This window comes from Stenotrophomonas sp. YJH_SMC_135 (assembly GCF_059372355.1).
Genome location: NZ_JCAFVN010000002.1, coordinates 429404 through 448400, shown reverse-complemented (window position 1 = coordinate 448400; position 18997 = coordinate 429404). Strand labels below are relative to the sequence as shown.

16 protein-coding genes and 1 pseudogene are annotated in these 18997 nt (G+C 66.6%); 7 read left to right on the top strand and 10 right to left on the bottom strand.

Features of this window, described 5'->3' with window-relative positions:
* Nucleotides 1-107: 107 nt before the first annotated feature.
* A complete protein-coding gene (locus AC5P98_RS08655) occupies nucleotides 108-1154 on the bottom strand; it encodes a rod shape-determining protein (RefSeq protein ID WP_005419402.1) in 1047 nt (348 codons plus the stop codon).
* A gap of 283 nt (nucleotides 1155-1437) precedes the next feature.
* On the opposite strand from AC5P98_RS08655, the gene AC5P98_RS08650 reads away from it, so the two are divergent.
* Nucleotides 1438-2376: a carbohydrate kinase family protein gene (locus AC5P98_RS08650; protein ID WP_005411078.1), complete on the top strand. Its 939-nt coding sequence runs from the start codon at nucleotides 1438-1440 to the stop codon at nucleotides 2374-2376.
* A 185-nt stretch (nucleotides 2377-2561) separates the two neighbouring features.
* Here AC5P98_RS08650 and AC5P98_RS08645 read toward each other — a convergent pair whose 3' ends face one another.
* The 4 genes from AC5P98_RS08645 to ubiE all read right to left on the bottom strand — a co-directional run bounded on the left by AC5P98_RS08645 (nucleotide 2562) and on the right by ubiE (nucleotide 7031).
* Complete coding sequence (locus AC5P98_RS08645; protein WP_049406055.1) at nucleotides 2562-3182, bottom strand: HAD family hydrolase; 621 nt, start codon at nucleotides 3180-3182, stop codon at nucleotides 2562-2564.
* Nucleotides 3182-3913, bottom strand: coding sequence for a hypothetical protein (locus tag AC5P98_RS08640; protein ID WP_008265071.1), 732 nt, complete (start codon nucleotides 3911-3913; stop codon nucleotides 3182-3184). Before AC5P98_RS08640 ends, AC5P98_RS08645 begins: the two co-directional genes overlap by 1 nt.
* Before the next feature lie 127 nt (nucleotides 3914-4040).
* Entirely contained in the window at nucleotides 4041-5969 is a 1929-nt protein-coding gene (locus tag AC5P98_RS08635) for a M1 family metallopeptidase (RefSeq protein WP_041863838.1), read from the bottom strand.
* 300 nt (nucleotides 5970-6269) lie between these two features.
* Nucleotides 6270-7031 (bottom strand): bifunctional demethylmenaquinone methyltransferase/2-methoxy-6-polyprenyl-1,4-benzoquinol methylase UbiE, encoded by a 762-nt coding sequence (ubiE, locus tag AC5P98_RS08630; RefSeq protein ID WP_005411082.1) that lies wholly within the window; start codon nucleotides 7029-7031, stop codon nucleotides 6270-6272.
* A gap of 80 nt (nucleotides 7032-7111) precedes the next feature.
* Between ubiE and AC5P98_RS08625 the strand changes: the two genes are divergently transcribed.
* The 4 genes from AC5P98_RS08625 (at nucleotide 7112) to AC5P98_RS08610 (ending at nucleotide 8925) form a co-directional block, all read left to right on the top strand.
* Nucleotides 7112-7564, top strand: a complete 453-nt coding sequence (locus AC5P98_RS08625) for a nucleoside deaminase (protein ID WP_005419409.1) — start codon at nucleotides 7112-7114, stop codon at nucleotides 7562-7564.
* Between the two features lie 199 nt (nucleotides 7565-7763).
* The gene (locus tag AC5P98_RS08620; RefSeq protein WP_014648454.1) at nucleotides 7764-8024 is read left to right on the top strand and encodes a hypothetical protein; all 261 of its coding nucleotides are present in this window, start codon (nucleotides 7764-7766) and stop codon (nucleotides 8022-8024) included.
* A 75-nt stretch (nucleotides 8025-8099) separates the two neighbouring features.
* The gene (locus AC5P98_RS08615; protein WP_005411085.1) at nucleotides 8100-8435 is read left to right on the top strand and encodes a hypothetical protein; all 336 of its coding nucleotides are present in this window, start codon (nucleotides 8100-8102) and stop codon (nucleotides 8433-8435) included.
* Nucleotides 8436-8502: 67 nt separating this feature from the next.
* Nucleotides 8503-8925, top strand: a complete 423-nt coding sequence (locus AC5P98_RS08610; protein ID WP_032961193.1) for a low affinity iron permease family protein — start codon at nucleotides 8503-8505, stop codon at nucleotides 8923-8925.
* Between the two features lie 142 nt (nucleotides 8926-9067).
* Here AC5P98_RS08610 and smeF read toward each other — a convergent pair whose 3' ends face one another.
* From smeF to smeD, 3 genes are all read right to left on the bottom strand, one after another.
* Nucleotides 9068-10468 carry a multidrug efflux RND transporter outer membrane subunit SmeF gene (gene smeF, locus AC5P98_RS08605; protein WP_141098919.1) on the bottom strand — a complete coding sequence of 467 codons (1401 nt, stop codon included), beginning with the start codon at nucleotides 10466-10468 and terminating at the stop codon, nucleotides 9068-9070.
* A gap of 92 nt (nucleotides 10469-10560) precedes the next feature.
* Nucleotides 10561-13683 (bottom strand): multidrug efflux RND transporter permease subunit SmeE, encoded by a 3123-nt coding sequence (gene smeE, locus AC5P98_RS08600; protein ID WP_049406050.1) that lies wholly within the window; start codon nucleotides 13681-13683, stop codon nucleotides 10561-10563.
* Nucleotides 13684-13695: 12 nt separating this feature from the next.
* Nucleotides 13696-14880 carry a multidrug efflux RND transporter periplasmic adaptor subunit SmeD gene (smeD, locus tag AC5P98_RS08595; RefSeq protein WP_014648458.1) on the bottom strand — a complete coding sequence of 395 codons (1185 nt, stop codon included), beginning with the start codon at nucleotides 14878-14880 and terminating at the stop codon, nucleotides 13696-13698.
* A gap of 224 nt (nucleotides 14881-15104) precedes the next feature.
* On the opposite strand from smeD, the gene smeT reads away from it, so the two are divergent.
* Nucleotides 15105-15764 carry an efflux transporter SmeDEF transcriptional repressor SmeT gene (gene smeT / locus AC5P98_RS08590; protein ID WP_032961200.1) on the top strand — a complete coding sequence of 220 codons (660 nt, stop codon included), beginning with the start codon at nucleotides 15105-15107 and terminating at the stop codon, nucleotides 15762-15764.
* A gap of 46 nt (nucleotides 15765-15810) precedes the next feature.
* Nucleotides 15811-16803 (top strand): annotated as a pseudogene (locus tag AC5P98_RS08585) (Gfo/Idh/MocA family protein).
* Nucleotides 16804-16899: 96 nt separating this feature from the next.
* On the opposite strand, the gene hslU reads toward AC5P98_RS08585, so the two are convergent.
* A complete protein-coding gene (gene hslU / locus AC5P98_RS08580) occupies nucleotides 16900-18273 on the bottom strand; it encodes an ATP-dependent protease ATPase subunit HslU (RefSeq protein WP_014648461.1) in 1374 nt (457 codons plus the stop codon).
* Nucleotides 18274-18376: 103 nt separating this feature from the next.
* The gene (gene hslV / locus AC5P98_RS08575) at nucleotides 18377-18928 is read right to left on the bottom strand and encodes an ATP-dependent protease subunit HslV (protein ID WP_005411093.1); all 552 of its coding nucleotides are present in this window, start codon (nucleotides 18926-18928) and stop codon (nucleotides 18377-18379) included.
* Nucleotides 18929-18997: the final 69 nt, after the last annotated feature.

The following is an 18997-nucleotide window of genomic DNA, read 5'->3' as shown; positions in this document are numbered from 1 at the left end:
TGGCAGAAGGCGAAAGGGAAACACGCGGGCGCCCCGCCGGTGCCGGCCCGCCATCACGGCGGGCCGCACCCCGGAAGGGCGCGGCAGGCAGGAACGGCCGGGACGGCTTATTCCGGCGCAAAGAACTCGTTGCCGTGCATGTCCACCAGCTCCAGCGCACGGCCGCCACCGCGGGCCACGCAGGTCAGCGGATCGTCGGCCACCTGCACGTGCAGGCCGGTTTCCTCGGAGATCAGGCGGTCCAGGTCGCGCAGCAGGGCGCCACCACCGGTCAGCACGATGCCGCGCTCGGCGACGTCGGCGCACAGTTCCGGCGGGGTCTGCTCCAGCGCCAGCTTGACCGCGCTGACGATGCCCGACAGCGGCTCGTGCAGGGCCTCGAGCACCTCGTTGGAGCTGATCTTGATCATCTTCGGCACGCCCTCGGCGAGGTTGCGGCCGGAGATTTCCATCTCGATCACTTCCGCCTGCGGGTAGGCGCAGCCCAGCTCGACCTTGATGCGCTCGGCGGTGGCTTCACCGATCAGCATGCCGTGGTTGCGGCGCACGTAGTTGGTGATCGACTCGTCGAAGCGGTCGCCGCCGATGCGGACCGAGGCCGAATAGACGATGCCGTTGAGCGAGATCACCGCCACTTCGGTGGTGCCGCCGCCGATGTCGATGACCATCGAGCCACGGGCCTCGGTGACCGGCATGCCGGCGCCGATCGCGGCCGCCATCGGTTCTTCGATCAGGAACACGTCACGGGCACCGGCTTCCTCGGCCGATTCCTTGATCGCGCGGCGCTCGACCTGGGTCGAGCCGGCCGGCACGCAGACCAGCACGCGCGGGCTCGGGCGCAGCACGCGCGATTTGTGCACCTTCTTGATGAAGTGCTTGAGCATCGCCTCGGTGTAGGTGAAGTCGGCGATGACGCCGTCCTTCATCGGGCGGATGGTGGTGATGTGACCCGGGGTACGGCCCAGCATCTGCTTGGCTTCGGCGCCCACGGCTGCCACCGAGCGGGTGCCACCGATGGCACGGTCCTGGCGCACGGCCACGACCGACGGCTCGTTCAGCACGATCCCCTGCCCGCGCACGTAGATGAGGGTGTTGGCCGTGCCCAGGTCGATGGACAGGTCGTTGGAGAACATGCCACGGAGTTTCTTGAACATCTGAGGAAGGAGTCCTGAGGGGTGTCGTGCCCGCCGCGGGATGGCGAAAAAATGGGCAGAAATCGAGGCCGACAAGCCTAGCAACCCGCCTGCCGCCGAGCAAGGAAAAAACTAGCTGAACCCGCGTCTTCACAGGCTTTCGGCCTGATCGGGCATCACCCGGTTCTGGCCCTGAGCGGCACCAGCGGGTAACCTTTGCGCCGTCGGGCGCCCAAGGGCGCCGTTTGCTTGCCCGCTGAACCGGGCTGGCCCACCCCAAAATTCACCGCATAGGCTTACATCGATGTCCGCTCTGATCTGTGGTTCTCTTGCCTTCGACACCATCATGGTGTTTCCGGACCAGTTCAAGAATCACATCCTGCCGGACAAGGTGCACATCCTGAACGTGTCCTTCCTGGTGCCGCGCATGCGCCGCGAGTTCGGCGGCTGCGCCGGCAACATCGCCTACAACCTGCACCTGCTGGGCGGCCAGCCGATCCCGATGGGCACCGTGGGTTCGGACTTCGGCCCGTACCGCGAGTATTTCGAAGGCCTGGGCATCGACCTGTCGCGCGTGCGCGTTATCGATGAGCTGTTCACCCCGCAGGCGTTCATCACCACCGACCACGACAACAACCAGATCACCGCTTTCCACCCGGGCGCGATGATGCGTTCCTACGAGAACCATGTGCGCGGCGTGCCGGGCGTGACCCTGGGCCTGGTCGGCCCGGACGGCCGCGAAGGCATGATCCAGAACGCACAGGAATTCCACGAGGACGGCATCCCGTTCATCTTCGACCCGGGCCAGGCCATGCCGCTGTTCAACGGCCCGGAACTGCGCGCCTTCATCGACCAGGCCGACTACGTGGTGGTCAACGACTACGAGTCGAACCTGCTGCAGGAGCGCACCGGCTGGGACGAAAAGGAGATCGTCAGCCGGGTCAAGGCCTACATCACCACCCGCGGCCCGAAGGGCGCGGTCATCCACACCCCGGAAAAGAGCTACGACATCCCGCCGGCGCACGAGCGCCGCGTGGTCGACCCGACCGGCTGTGGCGACGCCTTCCGCGCCGGCCTGATCTACGGCATCCAGAAGGGCTACGACTGGCTGACCATCGGCCGCATGGGCAACCTGATGGGCGCACTGAAGGTCGAGCACCCAGGCACGCAGAACCAGCGCTTCACCTTCGACGAGTTCAACGAGCAGTTCAAGCAGCAGTTCGGTTACGCGCTGGGCGCGTAAACCGAACTGCCCGCGCATCGCTCGGTGGGTGTCGACCTGGGTCGACACTGCCGGCCGGCGGCCGGCACTACCGGAACTTCCGACCGACACGTTGCCTGCTCTGTAGAGCCGAGCCCATGCTCGGCTTGCGCGCGCCTGCGCGATCTGACCGCAGAGCAGCCGAGCGTGGGCTCGGCTCTACACGGTCATGCGGCCTGCCAGGCCGCCAACAGCGCGCGGCAATCGGCGAAATGCCAGTCGGCACGGCCGGGCCACGGGTTTTCCGGCAGGTTGACCAGTACGGTATGGGCGCCCGCGGCGCGGCCGCACTCCAGGTCGTAGGCGTGGTCGCCGACCATCACCGCCTCCCTCGCTGCAATGCCCCAGCGCCGCAGGTGCTGCTGCAGGCCATCCGGCGAGGGCTTGGGCACCGCTTCATCACGGCCGACGATGTCGGCATCATCGAACAGTTCCCCGACCCCGATCGCGTCCAGCGTCAGCTTCGCCAGCGCATGATCGTTGCGGGTCAGGATGCCCAGCCGGCAACCGTCGGCTGCCAGCGCACGCAGCAGCGTCACCGCACCCGGCGCCGGCAGCGCCTCCTCGGCCAGCACACGTTCGTGATCCAGCAGCCACTCACGCTTGGCCTGCGCCGGCGCATCCGGCAACGCTGCGATATGGTCCAGGATGTCCTCCTCGGCCGCGATCTGCAGCGCACGGCGGATCGCGGCGAAATCATGCACGGCGACGGTCAGCGTGCCATCCATGTCGAAGACCCAGTGCCGGATCGCGGACAACGCGTGCACTGCGCTGCCCGTCGCGATCATCACTGCCACCACTGCGGCATGCGACTGGCGTCGACACCGCCGGTCTCGAACACGGCCGTACGCGTGCCGCCAGCCTTGACCGGGAACTCGATGCTGATCGACTTGCCCTTGCGCGCCAGCTTCCACAACGCCTTCTGGTCGGTGATGAACAGGGCGATGGCTTCATCGGTCTTCGGGCGCCAGGCCGCCATCGACACCGGCTTGCCATCGTCCACGGTCACCTTCACCGTGCACTGCGGGCAGCGGAAATCGCCGGCCTGCAGCACCAGGTAAGCGTGCCGCTTCCACTCCGGGTGATCGCGGAACACCAGCTGCACCGGCTTGGCGCCGCTGCCATCCACGTCCACCCGTTCCTTGCTGTAGATCTGCGCCGAAACCTGGTTGCCCTTGTTGCCCACCGGGATCTGGTTGTACTGCCACAGCGCCTGCATGCGGCGCAGGTCGCGCGCGGCATCGCCCTTGGCCTTGACCTCGTCGAAGCCCGCGGCGATGCGCTCGGCGGCGGCGGTGTCCTTGTACTGGTCCAGCAGCGAGGCGCCATGCAGGCGCGCGCGTTCCCAGTCCTGCGCGGCCACGGCCATGTCGTACTGCTTGGCTACGTCCTCGGCCTTGGCTTCCTTCTGCGCCTGCACGGCGGCCGCGGCGGCTTCCTGCGCCTTGCGCTCTTCCTCGGGGTTGCTGCAGGCGGCCAGGGCCAGGGTGCAGGCGGTGAGCAGGATCAGTCGTTTCATGGCGGAGGTCCTATGCGAGTGCATCCCGATTCTATCGGCAGCGAAAAGCGGATACAGCAACGGCGGGTTTCCCCGCCGTAGCTGGTGAAGCAGTGACCGGTTGCCGGCCAGCGGCCGGCACCACCGGTTACTTGGCTTCAGCCTTGGCCAGCATGTCTTGGACCGAGGCCGTGGTGATCGGGTGGTAGCCCGGCTTGGCCTTTTCAAAGGCCTGCTTGGCCAGCTCCAGCCCCTTCGGGGTCTTCACCAGTTCGGCGTAGATCGGCAGGATCAGCTTGCGACGGCCGACGCGCTCGATGAACGCGGCAGCACCTTCATTGGCCTGCTCGTAGCCGCTGCGGATCGCCAGCGGGTACCAGCGCATGGCGATCTCGCCATTCGGGGTGCCGGTGAAGTGGAACGCCTTGTCCAGCGTGGCCAGCTTGTCCAGCGGCTGGGTCGCACCCAGGCCGTCGATGAAGCGCACCCATTCCTGCGTGCTCCAGTCGGCGATGACCTGGCTGCTCGGCACGGTGCCGGCGCTGGCGAAGGCAATGCGCGCGGTATCGACGCTGCTGAAGTTGCGCGACTGCGCCTTGGCCGCGAACGCCGGAATGCCCGGCTCGTCCAGCCACGCCTTCAGTTCGGCCTCGGTCACGGCCGACGGATTCTTCGGCAGCAGGTTCTTCTTCATGTACGCGACGAACTGGTCGGTGTTCGCGCTCTGGAAGGCATGGTCATCGAACCAGCCGCGCAGGAACGGATCGAAGGTCTCGCGGCCGAAGCGCTGCTCCAGGAATTCCAGGAACCACGAACCCTTGACGTAGGCGACCTGGCTGAGGGCTTCGTCGGGGTCACGCTCGTTCAGCGGCGGCAGCGCCAGCGCCTGGTCGGCCGGGCTCATGTCCTTCACTTCGGCCAGCAGGTCGGTCTGGTCGATCTGCTTCTCCATCTCGGCCATCTCCTTGCCGTACAGGGCTTCGGTGATGCGGCCCTGGACGTAGGTGGTGAAGCCTTCATTGAGCCAGATGTCCTTCCAGCTGGCGTTGGTCACCAGGTTGCCCGACCAGCTGTGCGCCAGTTCATGGGCGACCAGCGAGACCAGCGACTTGTCACCGACGATCACGGTCGGGGTGGCGAAGGTCAGGCGCGGATTCTCCATGCCGCCGAACGGGAACGACGGCGGCAGCACCAGCATGTCGTAGCGACCCCAGCGGTATTCGCCGTAGAGCTTCTCGGCGGCACCGATCATCTTCTCGGTGTCTTCGAATTCCTTGGCCGCCTTGTTGACCATGGTCGGCTCGGCCCAGACGCCGGAGCGGCCGGAGATCGGCTCGAACACCAGGTCGCCGGCGGCGATGGCCAGCAGGTAGGACGGAATCGGCTGCGGCATCTTGAAGGTGTAGTCACCGTCACGCGCGGCCTTCGGATCGTTGTCGGCGCTCATCAGCACCATCACGTCCGGGCGCGAGACCACGTGCGCGCTGTAGGTGAAACGCACGCTCGGGGTGTCCTGCAGCGGCACCCAGGAGCGGGCGTGGATGGCCTGCGACTGGCTGAACATGAAGGGCAGCTTCTTGCCTTCGGTCATCGACGGCGCCAGCCACTGCAGGCCCGAGGCGGTCGGTGCGGTGTGGTAGGTCACTTCCACCTTGGCCGGCTGTTCCGGGGTCTCGATGGTCAGCTTGCTGCCGAACACCTTGTCGACCGGGGCCAGCGCGAACTGCAGCGGGCTGCGCGCGCCATCGGCACCGACGGCCTCGACCTTGGACACGGTCAGCTCGCGGGTGTCGAGCACCAGCTGCCTGGCGTCCTTCTGCTTCCATTCCAGGGTGTAGGTGGCGGTTCCGCCGATCTGCTTCTGGTCGAAGTCCAGCTTCAGATCCAGCGCGATGTCCTTGATGACGACCTTGTCCGGCTCGGCATACGAGCTTTCGTCGTGGCTGCGGTTCTCGGCGTTCACGGGGGCGGCGGGGGCCTTTGCGGCAGTCGGGGCGGCGGCGGGCGCGGCCGCCTCCTGGGAGCAGCCGGCGGCCAGGGCCACGGCCAGCGGAAGGAGCATCAGCGGATTACGCATGAATCGGGACCGTTACGGGGATCAAACCCCAATGGTACCTCCCTCCGGCCGCGCAGGCGTTGCGCGGTGCGGGGTAATGCAGGCCGGGGCCGTTCCTGCGCCTCCGGCGCATGCCAACCAAGGTTGGCATCTACAGGCAGGTGCCAACCTTGGTTGGCATCTACAGGCAGGTGCCCACCTTGGTTGGCACGGATCCATCAACGCACGCGGCAGGCCCGTGCCGACCAAGGTCGGCACCTACCAGAGCGGATGACCGCAGCGGGCGAGTGCCAACCAAGTTGGCACCCACCAGAGCAGGGCTTACAGCTTGTAGCCGGAGTGGATCGAGACGATGCCGCCGGTCAGGTTCTTGTAGTGGCAGCGCTCGAAGCCGGCCTGCCCCATCATCGCCTTCAGTTCGTCCTGCGGCGGGTGCTTGCGGATGCTCTCGGCCAGGTACTGGTAGCTGTCCGAATCGTTGGCGAACAGCTTGCCCAGCTTGGGCAGGATCTTGAACGAGTGGAAGTCGTAGATCGGCTTGAACCAGTCCGCGGTGACTTCGGAGAATTCCAGCACGCGGGCCTGGCCGCCCACCTTCAGCACGCGGTACATCTCGCGCAGGCCAGCGTCCTTGTCGGTCACGTTGCGCAGGCCGAAGGCAATGGTGACCAGATCGAAGCTGTTGTCCGGGAACGGCAGGGCTTCGGCGTTGCACTGCACGTAGTCCAGGCCGAGCACGAGGCCGCGGTTGGTCAGGCGGTCACGGCCGACCGACAGCATGCCGGCGTTGATGTCGCCCAGCACCACCGAGCCCTCGGCGCCGACGCGCTCCTTCAGCAGGGCGGCGATGTCGCCGGTGCCGCCGGCCAGGTCGAGCACGCGGTCGCCCGGCTTCACCTGCGCGGTGGCCACGTAGTAGCGCTTCCACGCCCGGTGCACGCCCAGGCTCATCAGGTCGTTCATCAGGTCGTAGTTGCGCGCGACCGAGGTGAACACCTGGCCGACCAGCTTCTGCTTGTCCTTGGCGGCGACGTCGCGGAACCCGAAATGGGTGGTACCGGCTTTGTAGGGGGATTCGCTCATGGCCCCGATTATCGCACCGCCGGGGGCCAGCGGCACCCCCTGCCCGTATGATGGCGGGCCACGACTTACCGGAGCCCCGCATGATCACCACGCCCGACTACCAGGCCCTGCTGCAGACCGCCATCGCCGAAGCCCGCCAGGGCCTGGCCGAGGGCGGCGTGCCGATCGGCGCGGCGCTGTACCACAACGACGGCCGCCTGCTCGGCTGCGGCCACAACCGCCGCGTGCAGGAAGGCGACCCGTCGGTGCATGGGGAAACCGACGCCTTCCGCAAGGCCGGCCGCCAGCGCCGTTACCAGGACACCATCATGGTCACCACCCTGGCCCCGTGCTGGTACTGCTCGGGGCTGGTGCGCCAGTTCAACATCGGCACCGTGGTGGTGGGCGAATCGCGCACCTTCCAGGGCGGCATCGACTGGCTGCGCGAAAACGGCGTCAACGTGATCGACCTGGACAACCAGGAATGCGTGGACCTGCTGGGCGATTTCATCAGCCGTCATCCCGACATCTGGAACGAGGACATCGGCGAATGAGCCACGCGCGCTCGTCCCTGCAACACATTTAATGAACGCTTCAGCGCCGGTGCGCCCTTGTGCCGGCGGCCTTTGCGGGCATCGGCGTGACCGCGCGCACAGTCAGCCAGGTCACGCGCACACATTGCGGTAACACCCCACGCGGCTGACACGCCTACGGTGGGTTCACCGGGGCACCCTTTCCCCGGCGGAGCCAGCCATGTGCGCGCACGCCGTACGCCCTACGACAGACCCGATCCTCGATCCGATCCGCGAACGCTTGCAGCAGCAATATGCGCTGCACCGGCGCGGCGCGCCGTTCTGGACTGCCTATCAGCACATGCAACTGGAGCTGGTCCGCCGCCACCCGCTCGACCACGAACGCCTGTGCAATGCGATGGCCACTCTGGCCGAAGACCTCGGTGCGGTCGAACATGCGCAGTTGATCGGCCATGCCAACGCAGGCTCCACATCCCGCTGACGCGGCATGCACCGCCACATACGCCACACTCGGATGAACCCCCACTCCCTTTCCACTCAACCGAACTGGATTGTCATGCACGCTGAAGTCCCCACCATTCCTCCGGTCATCAACGTTGACGCCGAGCTTGACCACTGGCGCCGCCAACATGCCGAAGGCGCACTGCCGCACAACTCGTTCGGCTCGTACGTGCCGTGGATCAAGTTCGCCTGTGATTCGCTGATCACCCAGCCGCGCGCCAGCGAGGCCGAACGTGACGAGATGTTCCAGACCCAATACGCCCTGCAGATCATGCCGCGGCTGAGCGAAGCCCAGGCCCGTGAGTTCGTCGACCGTTGCTGGCAGCACGTCTACCAGAGCAGCCCGGTGCGCAGCCTGCAGGCGCCACGACTGCAGCGCATGCGCGCCTGACCGCCGCTGCACAACCCCTGCACGGGCCACTGCCGATCATCCTCGTCACCTGAGTGGGACGACGACGATGAAAGCACGCAACCTGTTCAATACGATCGCCAAGAAGGCCGCGGCCGCCACCGGCTCGCCGTGGACCTTCCTGGCTGCAGTAGCGATCGTGGTGATCTGGGGCATCAGTGGCCCGGTGTTCGGTTTCAACGACACCTGGCAGCTGGTGATCAACACCGGCACCACCATCATCACCTTCCTGATGGTGTTCCTGATCCAGCACACGCAGAACGCGGATACTGCCGCGATGCAGATCAAGCTGGACGAGCTGATCCGGGCGACGGCCGAAGCCAACAACGAACTGTTGGATCTGGAAGAACTGGATGAAGCGCGCCTGGAAGAGATCCGCGCCGAGTACGAGCAGATGGCGCGCGAAGCCGGCGATGCGCTGGCGCGCGTTCGCGCCTGCCATGCGGCGCGGCGCGACGATGAAGCGGTGTAGCAGGCCCCCGAATGACAATGCCGGCCAACGGCCGGCACTACCCTCGATCTCCAGGTAGGTGCCAACCTTGGTTGGCACAGGGCCAGCCGCCTGCGCTGACGCATCCGTGCCAACCAAGGTTGGCACCTACCAGAAGCACTGCTTACCCGCGCTCGTGCCAGCCGCCGCCCAGCACCTTGTACAGGGTGATGCGGTTGGCCTGCTGCGCCAACTGCGCCTGCAGCTGGGTCTGCTGCGCGTTGTAGGCGGTACGCCGCGCGTCAAGCAGGGTGACAAAGCTGTCCAGCCCCGCGTCGTAGCGTGCCTGCGACAGGCGATTGGCCTGTTCGGCCGCTTCCACCAGGCGCTGCTGTGAACTCACCTGCTCATCCAGGCTGACATTCAACGCCAGCGCATCGGCCGTTTCGCGGAATCCCACCTGGATCGACTTCTCGTACTGCGCCAGTGCGATATCACGATCCGCGTTGGCGATGGCCAGGTTGGCGCGCAGCCTGCCGCCCTGGAAGATCGGCAGGGTGATCTTCGGCAGGAAGCTCCACACACGGGTGCCGCTGTCGAACAGGTTGGACAGTTCGCTGGAGCCGCTGCCGATGCTGCCGGTCAGCGAGATGCTCGGGAAGAACGCTGCGCGTGCCGCACCGATGTTGGCATTGGCGGCCAGCAGCTGGTGTTCGGCGGCCATGATGTCCGGGCGCTGCAGCAGCACGTCGCTGGGCAGGCCGGCCGGCGGCGGGGCCAGCGCCAGCAGCTGCGGTTCGATGCTGTCCGGCAGCAGTGCCGGATCGAGCTGGCCACCGGCCAGCAGCGCCAGTGCGTTGCGGTCCTGGGCCAGCTGGCCGCGCAGGCGCGCGGCATCGGTGCGTGCGGTCTCGACCAGGGTACGGGTCTGGGTCAGCTCCAGCGCCGAACTGCCGCCGCGTTCGTGGCGGGCCTCGGCCAGGCGCAGCGAATCCTCGTAGGTCTTCAGCGTGGCATCGGCGATCTTCAGCCGCTGCGCATCAGCCCCATAGGTCAGCCACGCGGTGGCGGTCTCGGCCACCAGGCTCAGCTGCGCGTTGCGGCGGTTGGCAGCCACGGCGAAGTACTGCTGCAGCGCCGCCTCGCTGAGGTTGCGCACGCGACCGAACAGGTCCAGCTCGAACTCGGCCACACCCACGCCCGCGCTGAACTGCTCGGTGACACCGGCATCGGTACCACGGCGGTCCATCTGGCCGGTCACGGCCACGCCGGGCACGCGATCGGCGCGCTGCACGCGGTACTGGCCACGCGCGCGCTCGACATTGAGCACGGCCACGCGCAGGTCGCGGTTGTTCTGCAGCGACTGCTCGATCACCTGCTGCAGGCGCGCATCGGTGAAGAAATCGCGCCAGCCGACAGCGGCGACATCGGCCACCTCGCCCTGCGCGGCCTCGGCCGGCCACTGCGCAGGAATCGCCGGAGCGACGGCGGTGTTCTTCGGCGCCAGGGTGGAGCAGCCGGCCAGCGCGAGCGTGGCGGCAATGGAGAGGAACAGGGATGCACTTTTCATGGGGATCACTTCCATCGGTACTGCCGGATGGCAGGAGGCAGTGCCGGCCAGCGGCCGGCACTACCGTTTCGATAACGCCAGCCTGAGGCCGGCATGACCGCTACAGGTCACGTCGTGGATCTGCGCTTGAACACGCGCTGCACCACCACGAAGAACAACGGCACGAAGAACACGCCGAGCACGGTGCCGACGATCATGCCGCCGAGCACGCCGGTGCCGATCGCCTGCTTGGCGCCGGAGCCGGCACCGGTGGAGATCGCCAGCGGTACCACGCCCATGCCGAAGGCGAGCGAGGTCATCACGATCGGGCGCAGGCGGTCGCGCACGGCGTGCATGATCGCCTCGATCAGGCTGGCGCCCTTTTCCAGGTTTTCCTTGGCGAACTCGACGATCAGGATCGCGTTCTTGCTGGTCAGGCCCACCGTGGTCAGCATCGCCACCTGGAAGTAGATGTCGCGCTCCAGGCCCTTGAAGGTGTTGGCCAGCACCGCGCCGAGGATACCCAGCGGGGCCGCCAGCAGCACCGCGGTCGGTACGCTCCAGCTTTCATACATCGCGGCCAGGCACAGGAACACGATCATCAGCGACAGCGTGTACAGCAGCGGCGTCTGCGAGCCGGCCTGGCGTTCCTGGTAGGACATCGCCGTCCATTCGATGCCGAAACCCGCCGGCAGCTGCTTGGCCAGCTGTTCGATCTCGGCCATGGCATCACCGGAGGCGACACCCGGGGCCGGTTCGCCCTGGATTTCCATTGCCGACACACCGTTGTAGCGTTCCAGGCGCGGCGAACCGTAATCCCAGTGCTTGGTAGCGAAGGCGCTGAACGGCACCATCTCACCCTTGTCGTTCTTCACGGACCAGAGATCGAAGTCCTCCGGCACCATGCGGAACGCCTGGTCGGCCTGCACGAACACGCGCTTGACGCGGCCACGATCGACGAAGTCATCTATGTACGAGCTGCCCCACGCCGCGGCCAGCGTGCCGTTGATCTGATCGATCGACAGCCCCAGCGAGGTCGCCTTGGCCGCGTCGATGTCGATGCGGAACTGCGGCGTGTCTTCCTGGCCGTTCGGGCGTACGTTGGCCAGCTTCTTGCTGCCTGCGGCCAGGCCGAGCAGCTGGTTGCGCGCGGCCACCAGTGCCTCGTGGCCCTGGCCGCTGTTGTCCTTCAGGAAGAAGGTGTAGCCCGAGGCGGTCCCCAGCTCCGGAATGGCCGGCGGCGGGAAGGCGAAGATGAAGGCATCCTTGATCTGGCCCAGGGCCGCCATCGCACGGCCGGTGATCGGCATCACGCCATTGTCGGCGTCACGCTCGCTCCAGTCCTTCAGCTTGACGAACGCCATGCCCGCGTTCTGGCCCATGCCGGCGAAGCTGAAGCCCTGCACGGAGAACACCGAGTCCACCGCATCCTTCTCGTTCTGCAGGAAGTGGTTTTCCAGTGCCGCGATCGATTCCAGCGTGCGTTCCTGGGTGGCACCGACCGGCGCCTGCACCAGCGCCATCAGCACGCCCTGGTCTTCATTGGGCAGGAACGAGCTGGGCAGGCGCACGAACAGCACGCCCATCAGCACGAACAGCGCCGCCACGATGCCCATGAAGCGCCACGGACGGTGGATGATGCCGCGCACGCCGCGCTGGTAGCTTTCGCTGGTGCGGTCGAAGCCACGGTTGAAGCCATTGAAGAAGCGACCGGCCAGGCCACGGTGGGCGACGTGGTGCTCACCCTTCTTCAGCGGCTTGAGCATGGTCGCGCACAGTGCCGGGGTCAGCACGATCGCCACCAGCACCGACAACGCCATCGCAGAGACAATCGTGGCCGAGAACTGGCGATAGATCACGCCGGTGGAGCCGCTCATGAAGGCCATCGGCACGAACACCGCCGACAGCACCAGGCCGATACCCACCAGCGCACCGGTGATCTGGCCCATCGACTTGCGGGTCGCTTCGAGCGGCGACAGCCCTTCCTCGGACATGATGCGCTCGACGTTCTCCACCACCACGATGGCATCGTCCACCAGCAGGCCGATCGCCAGCACCATCGCGAACATGGTCAGCATGTTCACCGAGAAGCCCAGCATCGCCAGCACGCCGAAGGTACCCAGCAGCACCACCGGCACGGCGATGGTCGGGATCAGGGTGGCGCGGAAGTTCTGCAGGAACAGGTACATCACCACGAACACCAGCACGATCGCTTCGATCAGGGTCTGCACCACGCCCTTGATCGACACGCGCACGAACGGGGTGGTGTCGTACGGGATCTCGGCCTTCAGGCCGGCCGGGAAGAAGCCCTTCATGTCTTCCAGCGCGGCATCCACACCGGCCGCGGTATCCAGCGCGTTGGCGCCGGTGGCCAGGGTGACCGCCAGGCCACTGGCCGGCTGGCCGTTGTAGCGGGTGACGAAGTCGTAGGACTCGGCACCCAGCTCGACGCGGGCGACATCACCCAGGCGCAGCTCGGCACCGTCCTGCGCACCGCGCACGATGATGTTTCGGAACTGTTCCGGGGTCTGCAGGCGCGACTGCGCGTTGATGGTGGCGTTGAGCTGCTGGCCCTTCACCGACGGCGCACCGCCAAGCTGGCCGATCGCCACCTGGGCGTTCTGCGCCTTGATCGCGGCGGTCACTTCCGGCACCGACAGGCCATAGGTATGCAGCTTGTTCGGGTCCAGCCAGATGCGCATGGCGTACTTGCCACCGAACACCTGGATGTTGCCCACGCCCGGCACGCGGCTCAGGCGGTCGACGACATTGGAACCGACGTAGTCGGCGATGTCGTTGGCGTCCATGCTGCCGTTCTCGGACACGAACGCGATGACGTTCAGGAAGCCCGAGCTGGACTTGGCCACGTTGATGCCCTGCCGCTGCACTTCCTGCGGCAGCAGCGGCATGGCCAGCTGCAGCTTGTTCTGCACCTGCACCTGGGCGATATCCGGGTTGGTGCCGCTCTCGAAGGTCAGGGTGATGGTGGCCTGGCCGTTGGACGAGCTGTTGGAGGAGAAGTAGATCAGGCCATCAAGGCCCTTCATGTTCTGCTCGATGATCTGCGTCACCGAGTCCTCGACCACCTTGGCCGATGCACCCGGGTAGGTGGCACTGATTTCCACCGCCGGCGGTGCGACGTTGGGGTACATCGAGACCGGCAGCTTGAACAGGGCCAGGCCGCCGGCGAGCATGATGATGATGGCGATCACCCACGCAAAGATGGGTCGATCGATGAAAAAGCGTGCCATGGGGTTCTCCGCTTACTTCGCGTCGCCGGCCGGGGCGGCAGGCTGGGCGGCTGCCGCCGGCTTGGCCGGTGCGTCGCCCTTCTCGGTGGCCTTGACAGGCATGCCGGGGCCGATCTTCTGCAGGCCTTCGACGATGACCTTGTCACCGGCCTTCAGGCCGTCCTCGACCAGCCACTTGTCGCCGACCGTGCGGCTGACCTTGACCGGGCGCACTTCGACCTTGTTGTCCTTGCCGACCACCATCGCGGTGGTGTCGCCCTTCGGATCGCGCGCGATGCCCTGCATCGGCACCAGCACCGCGTCGCTGCGCACGCCGCCGCCGATCACCGCACGCACGTACATGCCCGGCATCAGCAGGCCGTCCGGGTTGTCCACCTTCACGCGCAGGCCGAAGCTGCCGGTGGTCGGATCGACGCTGACTTCGGAGAACTCCAGCGTGCCCTTGTGCTCGAAGGTGCTGCCGTCTTCCATCAGGATGCTGACCGGCAGGGTCTGGTTGTCCTGCAGGCGGCCGGCGGCCAGTTCGCGGCGCAGCTGCAGCAGCTCGGCCGAGGACTGGGTCAGGTCGACATAGATCGGGTCCAGCTGCTGCACGGTGGCCAGTGCGTTGGCCTGGCCGGCGCTGACCAGCGCACCCTGGGTGACGCTGGACTTGCCGATGCGGCCGCTGATCGGCGCGGTGATGCGGGCGTAGCCCAGGGTGACGTTGGCCGCATCCAGCGAGGCCTTGGCGGCACCGACGTCGGCCTCGGCCTGCTTCTGCGCGGCGACGGCGTTCTCCAGGTCCTGCTGGCTGACCGCATCGACCTTGGCCAGCTCGGTGATGCGCTTGGCGCTCAGGCGCGCGGCATTGGCGGTGGCTTCGGCGCGGGCCAGCTGGGCGCGGGCGTTGTTGGCCTGGGCCCGGTAGCTGGCATCGTCGAGCTGGTACAGCGGCTCGCCGGCCTTGACCATGCCGCCCTCGGTAAACAGGCGCTTGGCCACGATGCCATTGACCTGCGGGCGCACTTCGGCGACCAGGAAGGCATTGGTACGGCCCGGCAGTTCGCGGGTCAGGCCCACGGTCTCGGACTTCAGCGTGACCACGGTGACGTCACCCGGGCCCTGCTCGGGGGCCTGGGGTTGGCCGCCGCAGGCAGCCACGGTCGCGGCGATTGCCAGCGACAGTGCAAAGGGTCGGATTCGGCTCAGCAACATGACGGAAAGGCTCTTGGAGGAAGGAATCTCAGAGGGAGCTGATATCGATGGACGTTCCCCTTCCGGTGAAAGCCCGCAGATCGCGCCCACCCGGGTGGAGTGGGAGCCGGACCGGCCTGCCACGCACACGACGGGAATGATGGGTGCGAAATATACATACATGCTTGTTTGTTTGTAAACCGGTACAATTCAGCCACGTTTCACCCGCACTCGTACCCACACCCATGGCCCGCAAGACCAAAGAGGACACCCAGGCAACCCGGGAAGGCATCCTTGACGCCGCCGAAGCCTGCTTCCATGAACACGGCGTGGCCCGTACCACGCTGGAGATGATCGGTGCCCGCGCCGGCTACACCCGTGGCGCGGTCTACTGGCACTTCAAGAACAAGAGCGAGGTGCTGGCCGCCATCGTCGAGCGCGTGCACCTGCCCTTCATGCAGGAACTGGAGCGCACCTCCACCGACCAGCGCGACACCCCGGTGCACGACCTGCGCGCGGTGATGATCCACTCGTTCATCGAGCTGTCCGAGGACGAGCGCCTGCGCAAGACCATGGAGATCATGCTGCGCAGCGATGCGTCGGCGGACACCAGGGTGCTGACCGAAATGCAGCAGGCCGGATTCCGCGATGCGCTGGACCGGATGGAGCGTGCCCTGCGCCGCGCCCGCGATCTGGGCCAGCTGCGCGAGGGCGCCGACCCGAAAATCGCCGCGCGCATGCTGCACGCCACCGTGCTGGGCGTGCTGCACGGCGCGATGGTCGAACCGGAACTGATGGACCTCAAGCGCGATGGCATGCTCGCGCTGGACATGACCCTGGCCGCCTACGTGAAGGATGGTGTGTTCGTTCCCGGCACCGTCCCCGAGCCGCTGCCCGAGGCGTGAACGAGGCTGCTCCCATCACTGCGGCCCCCCCTGCAAGGGCAGATCGATGATCCTGGACAACGTGGTGTGGGGCTTCATCGGCTGTGGCAGCGTCACCGAGAAGAAGAGCGGCCCCGCCCTGGCCAGCACACCCGGCTCACGGGTGGCAGCGGTCATGCGCCGCAATGCGGCATTGGCCGAGGATTATGCGCGGCGCCACGCGATTCCGCGCTGGTACGCGGACGCCGACGCACTCATCGCTGATCCGGAAGTGAACGCGGTGTACGTCGCAACGCCGCCCTCGACGCACATGCAATACGCGCTGCAGGCGATCGCCGCGGGCAAGCCGGTCTAAATCGAAAAGCCGATGGCCATGGACCACGACGAGTGCCAGCGCATCATCGCGGCCAGCGCCCGCAGCGGCGTGCCCGTGTTCGTGGCCTACTACCGCCGTGCCCTGCCCCGCTTCGCACAGGTGAAGCAGCTGCTGGACAACGGCGCGATCGGAACGCCGCGCAGCGTGCGCGCCACCCTGCATCGGCCGCATTCGGCGAATGCCGCATCGCCCGACTTCTGGCGGACCAATCCGTCGATCGCCGGCGGCGGGCTGTTCGTCGATCTGGGCTCGCATACCCTGGACCTGCTCGACCATCTATTGGGGCCGCTGGGCGACGTGCGTGGCCTGGCCAGTTCGCTGACCGGCGCCTACGCCGCCGAGGACAGTGTCTCGATGTGCTTCCGTACCGGCAGCGGAGCGCACGGCATCGCGCAATGGAGCTTCTGCGCGTTCCGCCGCCAGGATGAGGTCGAGATCACCGGCGACCGCGGGCAGCTGCGCTTTGCCACCTTCGAGGACGTTCCAGTGGTTCTGGAGACCGAAGCGGGCATGCAGGCATTCGACGTCCCGAACCCGCCATCGGTCCAGCAGCCATTGATCGCCTCCCTCGTGGACGAGCTGCGCGGCAACGGCCGTTCGCCCTCGAACGGCATCAGCGCCGCCCGCACCAGTGCAGTGATCGACCAGGTGCTGCGGGACTACCGCACCCGGCAATCGCACTGACCGCACAGGAAAATGGCCGCCCTGCGGCGGCCTTTTCTGCTGCAGTGGGCGGGGTCAGCGCCCTCGCCACGGCGAGGGATCCGACCCCACCAGGCATTACAGGATGTAGCGGCTCAGGTCCGGGTCCTGCACCAGCTCACCCAGGTGCTTGTCGACGTAGGCGCTGTCGATGGCCAGGGTTTCGCCGTCGCGGTCCGGTGCCTCGTAGCTGAGCGAATCCAGCAGGCGCTCCAGCACCGTATGCAGGCGACGCGCGCCGATGTTTTCCTGGCGTTCGTTCACCTGGAAAGCGATCTCGGCCAGACGATCAATGGCATCGGCAGTGAAGCTGACCTTGACGCCTTCGGTGGCCAGCAGTGCTTCGTACTGCTTGGTCAGCGCGGCCTTCGGTTCGGTCAGGATGCGCACGAAATCGTTCTTGCTCAGCGCACCCAGCTCCACGCGGATCGGGAAGCGGCCCTGCAGCTCCGGAATCAGGTCGCTGGGCTTGGCCAGATGGAACGCGCCCGACGCGATGAACAGGATGTGGTCGGTCTTGATCGTGCCGTACTTGGTGGACACGTTGGAGCCTTCCACCAGCGGCAGCAGGTCGCGCTGCACGCCTTCGCGCGACACGTCACCACCACCCACGTTGTCGCCACGCTTGGCGACCTTGTCGATCTCGTCGATGAAGACGATGCCGTGCTGCTCGCAGGCCTCGATCGCGGCGGTGCGGATGTCGTCCTCGTTGACCAGCTTGCCCGCTTCTTCCTCGATCAGCAGCGGGCGCGCGGCCTTGATGGTCAGCGTGCGCTTGTGCGCCTTGGCGCCGCCGCCGAGGTTGGCGAACATCGACTTCAGCTGCTGGCCCATTTCCTCCATGCCCGGCGGGGTCATGATGTCCATGCTGACGTTGGCGGCAAGGTCGAGTTCGATCTCGCGCTCGTCCAGCTCACCGTTGCGCAGCATCTTGCGGAACTTGATGCGGGTCTCGTTGTCCTGCGCCGACGGCTCGTTGCGGGCGACTTCCGGATCGAAGCCGATGCCACCGCTGCGGCGCGGCAGCAGCGCATCCAGGATGCGGTCTTCGGCACGCTCTTCGGCCTGGGTGCGTACGCGCACCTTGGCCTGTTCGCGATAGAGCTTGACCGCGGTATCGGCCAGGTCGCGGATGATCTGCTCGACGTCCTTGCCGACGTAGCCGACTTCGGTGAAGCGGGTGGCTTCGACCTTCACGAACGGTGCGTTGGCCAGCGTGGCCAGGCGGCGCGCGATCTCGGTCTTGCCGACGCCGGTCGGGCCGATCATCAGGATGTTCTTCGGCATCACTTCATTGCGCAGCTCGGGCACCAGCTGCATGCGGCGCCAGCGGTTGCGCAGGGCGATGGCCACGGCGCGCTTGGCGTCGTGCTGGCCGACGATGTGCCGGTCCAGTTCCTGCACGATCTCGCGCGGGGTCATGGTGGCAGAGGAAACTTCGATCTTCGACATGGATGTGCTCACGGATTCTCTGTCGGTAGTGCCGGGCGCTGGCCGGCAACCAGGCACGCGTGCGGGGGATCATGAGGTTGCCGGCCAGCGGCCGACGCTACCCTCACAGCTCCTCGACCACCACGTTGCGGTTGGTGTAGATGCAGATGTCGCCGGCGATGCCGATCGCTTCACTGGCGATGGTGCGCGCATCCAGTTCGGTGTGCGCCATCAAGGCGCGTGCGGCCGACAGTGCATACGAGCCACCCGAGCCGATGGCGATGATGCCGTCCTCCGGCTCGATCACATCGCCGGTGCCGCTGATGATCAGCGAGGTTTCCTTGTCGGCCACCGCCAGCAGGGCTTCCAGCTTGCCGAGGCGGCGCTCGGTGCGCCAATCCTTGGCCAGTTCGACCGCAGCACGCTGCAGCTGGCCGTGCTTTTCCAGCTTGGCCTCGAACAGCTCGAACAGGGTGAAGGCATCGGCGGCGGCACCGGCGAAGCCGGCCAGCACCTGGCCATCACGGCCGAGGCGGCGCACCTTGCGCGCGTTGCCCTTCATCACGGTGTGGCCCAGCGTGACCTGGCCGTCGCCGGCAATGGCCACGTGCTCGCCGCGACGGACGCAGACGATGGTGGTGGCGTGGAAAACGTTGGGGTTCTGACTGGGGTCCATGATGCCTCCGGGGTGACAGAACCAGAGGTGGGGACTGCGCTGCGCCCTTCAAGCCACCCGCGACCGGCT

Excerpts from the sequence above, each read along its gene's own strand:
- AC5P98_RS08655 (WP_005419402.1), bottom strand. The coding sequence starts at position 1,154 with ATGTTCAAGAAACTCCGTGGCATGTTCTCCAACGACCTGTCCATCGAC.
- AC5P98_RS08650 (WP_005411078.1), top strand. The coding sequence starts at position 1,438 with ATGTCCGCTCTGATCTGTGGTTCTCTTGCCTTCGACACCATCATGGTG.
- AC5P98_RS08645 (WP_049406055.1), bottom strand. The coding sequence starts at position 3,182 with ATGATCGCGACGGGCAGCGCAGTGCACGCGTTGTCCGCGATCCGGCAC.
- AC5P98_RS08640 (WP_008265071.1), bottom strand. The coding sequence starts at position 3,913 with ATGAAACGACTGATCCTGCTCACCGCCTGCACCCTGGCCCTGGCCGCC.
- AC5P98_RS08635 (WP_041863838.1), bottom strand. The coding sequence starts at position 5,969 with ATGCGTAATCCGCTGATGCTCCTTCCGCTGGCCGTGGCCCTGGCCGCC.
- ubiE (WP_005411082.1), bottom strand. The coding sequence starts at position 7,031 with ATGAGCGAATCCCCCTACAAAGCCGGTACCACCCATTTCGGGTTCCGC.
- AC5P98_RS08625 (WP_005419409.1), top strand. The coding sequence starts at position 7,112 with ATGATCACCACGCCCGACTACCAGGCCCTGCTGCAGACCGCCATCGCC.
- AC5P98_RS08620 (WP_014648454.1), top strand. The coding sequence starts at position 7,764 with ATGTGCGCGCACGCCGTACGCCCTACGACAGACCCGATCCTCGATCCG.
- AC5P98_RS08615 (WP_005411085.1), top strand. The coding sequence starts at position 8,100 with ATGCACGCTGAAGTCCCCACCATTCCTCCGGTCATCAACGTTGACGCC.
- AC5P98_RS08610 (WP_032961193.1), top strand. The coding sequence starts at position 8,503 with ATGAAAGCACGCAACCTGTTCAATACGATCGCCAAGAAGGCCGCGGCC.
- smeF (WP_141098919.1), bottom strand. The coding sequence starts at position 10,468 with ATGGAAGTGATCCCCATGAAAAGTGCATCCCTGTTCCTCTCCATTGCC.
- smeE (WP_049406050.1), bottom strand. The coding sequence starts at position 13,683 with ATGGCACGCTTTTTCATCGATCGACCCATCTTTGCGTGGGTGATCGCC.
- smeD (WP_014648458.1), bottom strand. The coding sequence starts at position 14,880 with ATGTTGCTGAGCCGAATCCGACCCTTTGCACTGTCGCTGGCAATCGCC.
- smeT (WP_032961200.1), top strand. The coding sequence starts at position 15,105 with ATGGCCCGCAAGACCAAAGAGGACACCCAGGCAACCCGGGAAGGCATC.
- hslU (WP_014648461.1), bottom strand. The coding sequence starts at position 18,273 with ATGTCGAAGATCGAAGTTTCCTCTGCCACCATGACCCCGCGCGAGATC.
- hslV (WP_005411093.1), bottom strand. The coding sequence starts at position 18,928 with ATGGACCCCAGTCAGAACCCCAACGTTTTCCACGCCACCACCATCGTC.